Genomic DNA, 12,025 nt, shown 5'->3' on the forward strand with positions numbered 1-12,025 from the left:
TTGTCATTAAGCTTAGTGACACTTCTTGTTGATCTGGTTCAAAGGCAATGAAGCTAAAATTTGGTAAGTTTAATAATTTTTTCTGCCCCTTTATCACTTCTAGATGGCAGATTTCACTTCTGGGAATTTTTCTAAGTATTTGTTTACTATTATCTAGTTGTCAGAGTACAACCAATCAAGATAACGGAGTAATTCATCTAACACTTTGGCAGGGAATTAATCCCCCTGTAAATCGAGATGTATTTCAAAAATTGGTAGATAAATTTAATCAAACTCATCCTAACATTCAAGTAGAATCTATCTACGCAGGTCAACTTGACCAACAATTGCCCAAAATTCTAACAGCATTTGTGGGTAACGTACCTCCAGATATCCTGGCATTTTACCCTCAAGTTACAGGTCAGTTCGTCGAACTAGGGGCAGTTAAACCATTAGAAGATTGGCTGGAAAAATTGCCAATTAAGTCGGAAATCATTTCTAACCTGTTTGATGAATTAAAGTTGGACGGTCACATTTGGTCAGTCCCATTTTACACTGGAAATCTCGGTATTTTTTACAGGCCAAAACTTTTCCAAGCGGCGGGCATTACACAAACACCCAAGACTTGGGAAGAATTGCGGCAAGCTGCCAAAAAACTAACTATAGACCGCAATGGCGATCATCGCCCCGAACAATATGGCATGTTACTGCCTTTGGGTAAGGGAGAATGGACTGTTTTTTGTTGGTTCCCTTTTTTATTTAGTGCTGGGGGAGAGGTCATAACAAATAACCAACCGAATTTAGTTGATCAAGGAGCGATCGCTGCTTTGCAATTTTGGCAAGACCTTTTAAAAGATGGTTCAGCCAAGCTTTCTGCTCCAGAACGGGGCTATGAGGAGGATGATTTTGTTAAGGGTCGAGTTGCCATGCAGATTACCGGGCCCTGGACTTATATCATGAAATCTGACGTTGATTTTGATGTATTCCCCATACCTGCGGATATTGAGCAAGCTACGGTGACAGGCGGTGGAAATATGTATGTGATGAAGACCACCCCAGAAAGAGAACTAGCTGCACTCAAGTTTTTAGAGTATATGTTGAGTGCAGAATTTCAAACAGAGTGGAGTGTCGGGACTGGTTTTTTGCCAGTAAACATCAAAGCCGCCCAAAGTGATGCTTTTGGGGAATTTATCAACCAAAAACCAGTGTTAAAAGTGTTTTTGGAGCAAATGTCTCATGCACGCGCTAGACCAGTTATTGCTGGATATAGCCGTTTGTCTGACAGTCTTGGTCGAGCAATCGAGGCAACATTATTGGGAGAGTCTGCTGAAAAAGCTCTCAAAAAAGCTCAAGAGCGTGTAGATCTAATTTGGGACAGTAAATGAATCCTAGTACAAAATTGCATAAATTTGTAACTAATTTAAATTGAAAAAACTCTGCGCCCCTCTGCGTTTACCTCCGCGTTCCTCTGCGTTTAAAAAAGCTACGATTTTACGCAAAGCTGTACCAAATTACACTGTAGACGCATTAACCTTCATATCCAACGCACGCACCAAAAAAGCCAATTTATCTGCTGCTTCCTCAATGATCTTAGTCGTGGGTTTACCCGCACCATGTCCCGCCTTCGTTTCAATTCTAATTAATACTGGTGCATCACCAGCTTGAGCAGCTTGTAAAGCCGCAGCAAATTTGAAACTATGGGCAGGAACGACGCGATCGTCATGATCGGCAGTGGTAATTAGCGTGGCTGGGTAAGCAGTACCAGGTTTAAGGTTGTGTAGTGGCGAGTAGGCATAAAGTGCTTTGAATTCCTCTGGATTTTCTGGTGAACCATATTCAGGAGTCCAAGCCCAGCCAATAGTGTATTTGTTGAAGCGCAACATATCCATTACTCCTACTGCTGGCAAAGCTGCGCCAAATAAATCCGGACGCTGAGTCATGCAAGCACCCACTAACAATCCGCCGTTACTTCCACCTGCGATCGCCAATTTTGCTGATTTAGTGTAACGATTGGCAATCAACCACTCAGCAGCCGCAATGAAATCATCAAACACATTCTGCTTTTTCAGCTTCATCCCTGCTTGATGCCATTCTTCGCCATACTCACCACCACCGCGTAAATTAGCAACGGCATAAACACCACCCATCTCCATCCAAATCAAATTGCTGACAGAAAAACTTGGTGTCAGCGAGGCATTAAAACCACCATAACCATAAAGGTTGGTAGGATTGTTGCCATCTAATTTAATACCCTTTTTGTGGGTAATAAACATTGGCACTTGCGTGCCATCTTTGCTTTTATAGAAAACTTGCTTTGTTTCATAATCAGCAGGGTCAAAATCCACTTTTGGCTGACGGAAAATTTCACTTTTACCGTTCACCATGTCGTAGCGGTAGATAGTTCCTGGTGTGATAAAATTGGTAAAACCATAAAAAGTTTCAGTATCATAGCGTTTGCCACTAAAGCCGCCAGCCAAACCAATGCCAGGTAATTCTACCTCACGCACAAACGCACCATTGAGAGCAAAAATTTTGATTTGACTGCGGGCGTCTTTGAGATAATCAGCAACAAATTGATTATTAATTATGCTCACCCCTCCCAGAGTTTCTGCTGCTTCTGGAATAATTTCTCGCCAATGCTTTGGCGCTGGATTTTTAGTATCAATGGCAATAACTCGTCCGCGTGATGCATCTAAATCTGTACGAAAATAAAAGACACTCTCATCATTGTCTATAAAGCTGTAATCAGCCTCGAATTTATTAATTAGTTCTACTACTTCTGCATTTGGTTTAGTTAAATCCTTATAGAAAACCAAATTTTTAGAATCAGTTCCAAGCCAAACTGAAATAATCAAATAGCGCCCATCTTCTGTAACACTGCCATCAAAACCCCATTCTTTCTCGTCAGGGCGATTGTAAATCAAAGTATCTTCTGATTGAGGTCTACCCAATTGGTGGTAGTATAGTTTTTGATAATAGTTGACATCTGCTAATTCTGATTTTTCTTTTGGTTCATCGTAGCGACTGTAGAAAAAGCCTTTACCATCATGCGTCCACGATGCGCCAGAGAATTTAATCCACTTGAGATGGTCTTTTAAATCTTTACCTGTTTCAACATCACGTACTTTCCACTCTTGCCAGTCAGAACCAGCGGTAGATAGACCATATGCTAAAAGCTTTCCATCTTCACTGATAGATAATCCAGAAAGAGCAATAGTACCATCTTCAGAAAGAGTGTTGGGGTCGAGTAAAACTTTTGGTGTGTCGGCTAGAGATTTGAGGGTGTAAAGGACGCTTTGATTTTGCAGTCCATCGTTTTTGAAGTAAAAATAGCAATCGCCTTCTTTAAAAGGAACACTGTATTTTTCATAATCCCACAGCTTAGTAAGGCGCTGCTTGATTTTCTCCCTGACAGGAATTTCTTCAAGGTAGCCAAATGTAACTTTATTTTGCGCCTCTACCCAAGCCTTGGTTTCTTCTGAATCAAGGTCTTCTAACCAACGGTAAGGATCTGCAACTAAAGTACCGTGGTAATTATCCACGCGATCGCTTTTCCGGCTAGGTGGGTAAGTGAGACGTTTCGCAGCTGGCATAGTCTGGGACAGAAATCTTCTTTGTACATGGTACTCAGAAGTTGAGGGGTTGGAGCGATAGGTTGGTAGGAAGAATGCAACAGCAGGAGTCAGTAAGCAGCGAAATATAAGAATAGTTGTCAAAAAAATAACCAGAAGTTGACACGTTCTGGAAAGCACTTTAATCATTAGGAATGAAGACTACAAAAAGCTAATTATGTTCCTACTGTTATACCAATAGAAAGTAAGGCGTTACTGATTGAAAGTATGAAACTGTTAACATCAGATTGACAATATACTGGCGTAGAAGCAATTCATGAATTGCTTCTACAAAATTCATACCTCGATTCAGCAATGCCGAAAGTAAAGGCTGCTTGAGTTTTGCGACTGCACCCTACGCACCTAAAGCACCAAATAATTCTACGCATTACCGCCACTGTTAACTAGCCACCAATTTCTCACCTTTCAGCATCCGCGAAGCTGCTTCAAGAAGGGCTTCTTCTAAATAGGGTTTGGTGAAGTAGCCACTTGCTCCCAAACTGATTGCCATTTGTCGGTGCTTGTCTGCGCCCCGCGAGGTAAGCATAGCGATGGGCAAATGATTGAGATTCGGGTCTTTTTGAATACGAGACAGCAATTCTAGACCATCACAACGAGGCATTTCAATATCACAGAATACGAGGTCGCAAGGCAGACCAGAACGGAGTTTATCCCAAGCTTCCTGACCATCACGCGCTTGTTCGACCCGATAACCTGCCTTATTAAAGGTCAGGGATAGCAGTTCCCTAACTGTAATTGAATCATCGACAATCAGCACTGTTGGGTCAATCTTGTGTGCAGGAACCTCTGGTTGATTCGGAATTGCTTTTTGACTCAAAATACCGACAGTACTTTGTTTAGAAGTTCGTCCTTGGAAGATATCGATGATTTCCAATACATCAGCAATGGGCATAATGCGACCATCACCAAGGACGGTAGCACCAGCTACGCCAATCGGTTTCGGGGCAGGGCCTTCAAATTGCTTAATCACAATTTCTTGTTCGCTTAGCACCTGGTCAACCTGCAAGGCCACTAATGTACTTGCCGATCGCACTACGACTACAGAAATCATATCGTCATCTCTGTTACCGCCGTAGACGTTGCCACGACTAAGTTGACGATTGAAAGTCAAAAGTTCTTTTAACGGTTTAAATGGCAGCATTCTATCCCGCCAATGGATAAATTGTTCATCGCCGTCACCCTGCTGGACATTTTTTATAGGTATGTCTAGAGTATCTTCTACGCCGTCCATCGGGAAAGCAATTCTCGCTTTATCAGAGACACAGCAAAGTGCTTTGCAAATACTGAGTGTCAGCGGCAGACGAATGGTAAAGGTGGTTCCCGTGCCTAAAGCAGAATCAATAGAAATTGTCCCTCGGACTTCACTGATTTTAGTACGAACTACGTCTAAACCAACACCACGCCCCGCCAGATCGTCAGCTTGGTCTTTGGTACTAAAACCAGGTTGAAACAATAGGTCATATACATCGATGCGGGACAGGGTTTTGGCTTCTGCTGGGGTAATCAAACCCACCTTAATTGCCTTTGCCTTTACCCCATCTGAGTTAATGCCTGCGCCGTCATCGCTAACGGAAATTACGGTTTGGTTCCCTTGATGGAAAGCACAAACGGTGATCGTTCCCACGGGTAGCTTGCCTTTGGCTTGCCGTTCTTCTGGCGTTTCAATGCCGTGAGCGATCGCGTTATTGAGCAAATGCGTCAGCGGTGTCTTCAGATGTTCTAAAATCATCTTGTCAATCAAGGTATCCCTACCTTGAATCACCAATTCCACTTGCTTGCCATACTTGATAGCATTGTCGCGCACACCTCGTGGCAGCAAATCGGTAGCCTGAGAAAAAGGCTCCATTCGCGATCGCGTCAGTCCCTCTTGTAGCTGAGTTGTAACCTGACGGAATTGCCGTGCTACCCGTTCGGTTTCTTCGGTAACAAAATCAATGTCACTTGCCGACTCACGCACTCGCACGATAAGTTCGATCATTTCCTGGGACAGGGAATGGAAAGGTGTAAAGCGATCCATTTCTAGCTCGGAAAAACCCCTATCCGTATCTGAACTGGCAAAATTGCTATTTTTGCGGCTGGCTAGTAGAGATGCTTCTAGAAGCGATCGCTCATACAACTCCTGCATTCTCGCTCCCACATCCGAGAGTTGCTGCACCTGATGCAGTAAATTATCTAGTGATTGGCGCAGACGTTCTTGATCCTGCTCTAAGGTGTTACGGTTGACTACTAACTCCCCAACCAAATTACTCAAGTCGTCCAGATGCTTGACTGGCACTTTCATTAATTGTTCAAATCTGGAAGCATTCCAACCAGAGTTACGCCCACCTGGTAAATTGACTGTATTTGGTTTTACCGTTCCCCCTACCATTCCCTCTAATTCTTTAAATTCATTCTCAATCTCTGGAGATGAAACAGGGTTACTGGTAGATTGTTGAGAACTAGTTGCTGCCACATTTTCATCTTGCTCCCAAGCCAGCAGTTCTTCTAGGGCAGCAAATTCTATTTCTTGGCCAGTAGGATCTGAATTTGGTGCTACTTCTGTTTGCAGCAGTTCATCTAACTCGGCAAATGCATCCTGTGTTGTTTCCGCATCTGGAACTGCTGACGCCAATTCCGCAGAAGTAACAGCAGCACTCTCGGTATCTGCAATTGCTGCTATGTGTTCTTCTTCCTGTTGTGCTTCTTCTGTTTTGAGATTTATGACTGTTAATAAATCTTCGTATAAATCAAGTCCGCCAGATTCAACTGCCTCTGGATTTTCAGAAAACGTTGTTTCTGACAACTCAAAAGCATCTTGCAAGCTGGTAATTGTTTCAATCTCTGCAAACCCTGCGTGTGCTTCCGATGTTTGAGATTGGCAAGTATCTGTAGTACTGATATCTGTGTGTGGTGGAGTTGCTGTAGATGAAACGTCATCAGCTAAACTCTCCTGCGGTACAGCAGAAGCAAGATCTATGCTCTCAAGCTGGAAATCGTGGGAGTGAAATGTTTGTAAGTCTTCAAAGAGGATTTCTGGAATCTGGTTGTTATCCTCTTCGAGAGAGTCTACGATCACGTTTAACCAGTCAATTTCCTGCTCAGCAGATGTTTGTGATAAATCTGTAGGTGAGGTGGTAAATTCTGGTGCTAAATCCAGAACTTCTGGCTGTTGCAAAAAGTTGGGAATATCCTGGAGAGATAATTCCTCAGCTACAGTCAATGAGTCTGTTGAGTCACTTGCTAACAACTCGGCAAAAAAATCATCGCCAGCATCTGCTAATAAAATCAGATCGAGCGATTGCTCCTCCTGTGGTAAATCTAGGTCTAAATCTCCCAGTTCAAGATCGACAGTGGAGGGAGGTGAAGGCTGCTGGCGATCGCCAAACATATCATCAGCCGCTGCCGCAGCAAACAAAATCTCCTCTAAAGCCTTGGCTGCATCCTGCTCAATTGGAGATTCTAATTCCAATTCTGCTTTTTCTGTATTTTCCTGCGTCCATAAACTGAGATTATCTTCAGCAGGAAAAAATTCTGCGGTTGTTGCAGGCAGCGTCACAAACAAATCATCAATTTCTGACTCGTCGGTGCTAAGAGTCGAGCTATTATCTTCTTCACTCTCGTCAAACAGACTATCTAAAGTCCAGTTTTCTTCTGTTTTGTTTGTTATGTCTAAACTAATTTCTTCTAGTAAATCTTGATTCTCAGTTTCCGCCAATAAATTCTCAAAATTATTTTCTGGTTGAATCGGCAGTTCTAATTCATTTGCTTGATAATTTTGGATGCTTTCACTAATATCTGTTGATTGGTTAAAGTCTTCTAATTTTGGCTTAACTATTAAATCAAGGTTATTACTATCATCTTTTTGATTTGGTAATTCTAAATTTTCTGATTCTAAAAAGTCGTCACCAAATAACTGTACAAGAGTTAATTCTTCTTTCGCAATTGTTGCTTGGCTATCATTTACACTCGTTTCTCCTTCTAAAGATAGCAACTCAGCAAAATCATTACTAACATCCTTGGTTTGGCTATCATCGTTTTCAATTGCGATTTCATTAGTAATGGGAGCAGGTTCGAGAATTTCTTCTTCTATGTCCCAGCTTTCATTAAAGTCAGGAGTCTCGCTTTCAAACAACTGGGCAAGAGTACTCAATTCGGCTATACCTACCTCTGGCCCATGGGGTTCTAAACTGTCATCAATGCTGAGATCTTCATCCTCTACATCTTCAATGCCAAAGGGATTGGATAGCTCCGTTAAGCTAGTAATAGTGTTTTGTAAATCAAAATCTATAGACTCAGGTTCAGCTGTTAGCTCAGTAAAATTATCTGTGTCACTACTAAATTGCTCTGATAGCTCAGATAGGCTGGTGATGCTATCTTCTTGTTCAAAATCTAGAGTTTGGGGATCAAGATTGAACTCGGCAAAATGGTCTGTGTCACTGCTAAATTGCTCTGATATTTCAAATAAGCTAGTAATAATATTTTCTTGTGGAACATCTATTGGCTCTGGTTCTGCTATTAATTCAGCACCATCATCTGATGTTGAAGTGACAGTTTCATCAGCGCTAGCAGTCTCGAAATCGATGGGGAATAGAGTTTCCTCGTCAGTCTGTTCATCCAGCGCATCATTTGTTATATCTAACAATTCAATTTCGGGCGGAATTAATGCTTCTAGTTGTTGACTGAGGGTAATTTCAGCTTCTCTACCCGTCAGAACTAATTCCAAAGCTTGTTTGATATCTGTAATGACGATTTTTGCTAAAGTCAGATAAGAATTTTCTTGATTGGCGATCGCCTGGCTAGCTGAGCGACACAAATTACACCAAGGCGGACAATTCAAGTCTTCACCAAGCTGAATTAATTGGCTACAGCAATCTTGGAGATATTGCCGGGTTTCTGGTGTTGCTGGCTGCTTAAACAACTGCAACATTTCCCGCAGTTTTTGCAGCACCAAGTTTTGGCAGTTTTGCCAGCGATCGCTGTCTGAAAATGCAACTGCTGTGCTTCCTTGTTGGACTAGCAGATCCAGATGTTCATTCAGCCACGCAAATACAGGTTCGGCTTCTGACATGATCTGATTAGCAGTCTCTTCTGTCAGACCAAAAGGCCCCTGTAGATTTTCCAACAACGCTTTCAGGGTATCAGATACACCCAGAAACAAAGACTCAAGCTTTTGATCAACCTTAACTGGCTCCTCTTTCAAAACTTTGAAACAGTCTTCCAAGCGGTGAGCTGTACGCTGAATACTAATCAGACCAAGCATTGCTGCTCCTCCTTTAATAGAGTGAGCCGCCCGAAAGACTTCATTGAGCATTTCTGAGTCTTTAATAGTACTCTCAAGATTCAGCAATCCCTGCTCAATAGTAGTCAGGTGTTCTTTTGCTTCCTCAATAAAGTAACCGAGAATTCGCTGTTGTTGTTCTGGGAGCATAGGAAATTATGAATTATGAATTATGAATTATGAATTTTTGAACTTTGAATGATGAATTTTTTCAGCATTCAGCATTCAGCATTCATCATTCATCCCTCATCTTTTACCTAGTTTCAGCAGTTTCGACTCGGAAGCGTTCCACAGAAGCAATTAAGTCGCGGGAAACACCTACTAAGTTTTGTAGTGCCCCAGAAACTCGTTGTGCTTCTTGGGAGGTTTCTTGGGCTGTGAGTTCCACTGATTGCATCACTTGAGCCACAGCGCGAGAGGTTTCCGTTTGTTCAACTGTATCAGAAGTAATCGATCGCACAAGAGTATCGATACGATTTGCTACTTGAATAATATTTTCTAGCGATCGCTTGGCTTCTTCTGCAAGTTTTGTACCTTGAATTACCTGCTGCGTGCCTTCCTCCATTGCAGTCATTACAGAGCCAGTTTCGCTCTGAATTTGCATCACAATTTGCTCAATTTCTTTGAGGGATTTCGCTGATTTATCTGCTAGCTGGCGGACTTCATCGGCGACAATCGCAAAACCCCGTCCGGCTTCTCCTGCCCTTGCTGCCTCAATACTGGCGTTGAGGGCGAGTAAGTTTGTTCTGGAGGCAATCTGAGAAATCAACGCCACAATTTTAGAAATTTCCTGGGATGATTCTGCCAATCGCTTCACTTTGCGAGTAGTTTCGGCTACAGTTTCCCGAATTTCTAAGATCCCCGCCACGGTATTTTCTACTGCTTCCCCTCCTTTAAGAGCGATCGCGCTGGCTTCACGGGCAACAGTTTCGGCTTCCCGTGCTGCTTCTGCTACCCGTTGAATTGAGTCAGTCATTACCTGTACGGAATTCAGCGTTACCGCCAACTCTTCTGCTTGGCGCAAGGCATCGCTAGATAATGCCCTCGCAAATGTCTCAGAATTGGTAGATCCTTTGGTCACTTCCCGCGCCGCTACTTTCACCTGTTGAACGATATCCCGCAGGTTCTGAATTGTCAGGTTAAAAGCATCGGCAACTGCTCCCAGTACGTCGGCTGTCACCTCAGCTTGGACAGTCAAATCTCCCCTAGCAGCTCCTTCTACATCATCCAGCAGGCGAATCACTTGCCGTTGCAAGTTTTCTTTCGCTTCCTCCTGTTCTTGAGCTTTGCGTGTAGCTTCATTTGTAGTCGTGAAAATTACCCGAGCCATTTCATTAAAGCCAGCGGCTAGCTTTCCCAACTCATCTTCAGAATATACCGTGGCTTGGACATTAAGATTACCTTTGCGGACAGCATCAAATTGGGTTTGCAAATCCTTGGTAGTGCGGCGAATTTGTCTGAGGGTAAAATTGCCCATCAAGCCTGCGGTAGCAAAACTGGCAACTCCTGCTGCTAATGCCATCGCCCAGCCAGTGTTCCGTACTGACTCTCGTTGCTGGGGTGGAGAAATGGTTGTAGTAGCAAAGCTGACTACGGCAACAACCACCGCTGAAACAACGCCGACACTGCCAGCAATTATCCATTGTTTGTTAGCTAGCGGAGCATTTTCTAGGGGTGCGAAAATGCCTTGTTCAACGCTGACTTGGGGTTCGATATTAGTAACATCTGCTTGGGTAAAGACTGGAACTGCTTCTTGCGAACCAGTGATACTAAATAATTCATCGTCGCGATCGCTCTCTGTGGCACTGCTGGCAGCCTCATTGCTTTTTTCGCCATTCTCAGGAGTTTCAAAGACTTGATTGTAACTCCTGCCATTGCCTGTGAGCGATCCGGAATGTAGTTGCGAGTCACCCAAATTAGAATCTGTGACGAAATCGAACTCAGCCTGAATATCTCCCAGATCGTCAAATTCATCAAAATCATCTAAAAACTCGATGTTGCTACCCTGGGAAATCTTGCTATTCAGTCTACTGTTATTTGTGTCTTCTTCGGCAAATGTTTCCGAGCCAAACGCAGACTCAAATGCTTCTAGATCAAAACTGTCATCATTATCAAAGCTTTGATTTTGGCTTGCCTGGTTACTGGCATGAAGTTGCTTTTCTTCTAAAGTGAAAGTGCTATTGAAAGAAGCTACAGATGAAAACTTTTCTTTACTGTTGTATCCGAGGCTATCAAGCCCTGCTAAATCAGTATCAGTTCCTGTTTCTTCCATCAGTAAAGTTTCATCTTCAAAATTATTTGTTTTCAAGTTGTTCAAATTATCAGTATTATTATGTTTTTGTGCTGTGCTGTTAGCAGCATGGATTTCTTGACTATCCAAGCGATCGCTAGATGCTAAATTAACTGTTGCAAATGCTGAATTGCTAATATTTTGCTCAATATCTGCTGATTTTTGTAAATCGCTATTTACCTCTAAATCTTGTTCTTTAAATGTTGAAATATCATCTTGTAAGAAAGCAGGCAGTTCTAATTCTGCTCCATTCCAAACGTTTGCCTTTAAATTGATATCCACCTCTTCTTGAGAGGATGCAAAAGGATTGTCATCAAAAGTGTCTGAAGAATTTGATTCAGTATTAAATAAACTACTATCTGTGGGAATATCAAATGGACTGCTACTTAAAGAAATGTCTTCTATCTCCTCCACTGCTTCTTGTTGCCCAATAAAGGAGTTGAAATCTAAGCGATCGCTATTTGATTCCTCTACAGATCCCAAATCTTCTAAATCTTGCGCTTGTTGCTCAACTCCCACAGACGAAACAGATGATTCCTCCATCTGCTGTTGAGAGTTATAGTCTACTAATTCCTGTTGATATTGATTGATATTATCCAGTCCATTTTTAGCAAAGCCAGTAATTTCTGGATCTTCAGTTAATTCTAATACCTTTTGATATTCTACTTTGGCCACATCATACTGCTGTAGAACGTAGTAGACGTGACCTCGGAGCAAATGGGTGTTGGGGTCATCTGGTAAATTTTGTACCACCTCATCAATGAGGGTAGCTGCTCCTTCATAATTTTGTTGCGCGTAGGCTGTCAGAGCCTGTTGATATGTCTGCGCGTAATCATCTATACTCGCTGCCATTTCCTGCCTCCCTAT

Annotated in this window: 4 protein-coding genes; 1 reads left to right on the forward strand and 3 read right to left on the reverse strand. The window is 42.6% G+C overall.

The annotated features are described in order from the left end of the window. Positions 1-47: 47 nt before the first annotated feature. Positions 48-1,364 (forward strand): ABC transporter substrate-binding protein, encoded by a 1,317-nt coding sequence (locus FIS9605_RS0113310; RefSeq protein ID WP_026733027.1) that lies wholly within the window; start codon positions 48-50, stop codon positions 1,362-1,364. 126 nt (positions 1,365-1,490) lie between these two features. Here FIS9605_RS0113310 and FIS9605_RS0113315 read toward each other — a convergent pair whose 3' ends face one another. The 3 genes from FIS9605_RS0113315 to FIS9605_RS0113325 all read right to left on the reverse strand — a co-directional run bounded on the left by FIS9605_RS0113315 (position 1,491) and on the right by FIS9605_RS0113325 (position 12,010). After that, entirely contained in the window at positions 1,491-3,572 is a 2,082-nt protein-coding gene (locus FIS9605_RS0113315) for a prolyl oligopeptidase family serine peptidase (RefSeq protein WP_026733028.1), read from the reverse strand. Between the two features lie 418 nt (positions 3,573-3,990). Further along, the gene (locus FIS9605_RS0113320; protein ID WP_026733029.1) at positions 3,991-9,018 is read right to left on the reverse strand and encodes a response regulator; all 5,028 of its coding nucleotides are present in this window, start codon (positions 9,016-9,018) and stop codon (positions 3,991-3,993) included. Between the two features lie 103 nt (positions 9,019-9,121). Then, the gene (locus tag FIS9605_RS0113325) at positions 9,122-12,010 is read right to left on the reverse strand and encodes a methyl-accepting chemotaxis protein (protein WP_026733030.1); all 2,889 of its coding nucleotides are present in this window, start codon (positions 12,008-12,010) and stop codon (positions 9,122-9,124) included. Positions 12,011-12,025 lie beyond the last annotated feature (15 nt).

The sequence above is a fragment of the Fischerella sp. PCC 9605 genome (assembly GCF_000517105.1).
Taxonomy (GTDB): Bacteria; Cyanobacteriota; Cyanobacteriia; order Cyanobacteriales; family Nostocaceae; genus PCC9605.

What these genes read in the sequence shown, in the direction of transcription:
- FIS9605_RS0113310 (WP_026733027.1), top strand. Translation starts at nt 48, where the DNA reads ATGAAGCTAAAATTTGGTAAGTTTAATAATTTTTTCTGCCCCTTTATC.
- FIS9605_RS0113315 (WP_026733028.1), bottom strand. Translation starts at nt 3,572, where the DNA reads ATGCCAGCTGCGAAACGTCTCACTTACCCACCTAGCCGGAAAAGCGAT.
- FIS9605_RS0113320 (WP_026733029.1), bottom strand. Translation starts at nt 9,018, where the DNA reads ATGCTCCCAGAACAACAACAGCGAATTCTCGGTTACTTTATTGAGGAA.
- FIS9605_RS0113325 (WP_026733030.1), bottom strand. Translation starts at nt 12,010, where the DNA reads ATGGCAGCGAGTATAGATGATTACGCGCAGACATATCAACAGGCTCTG.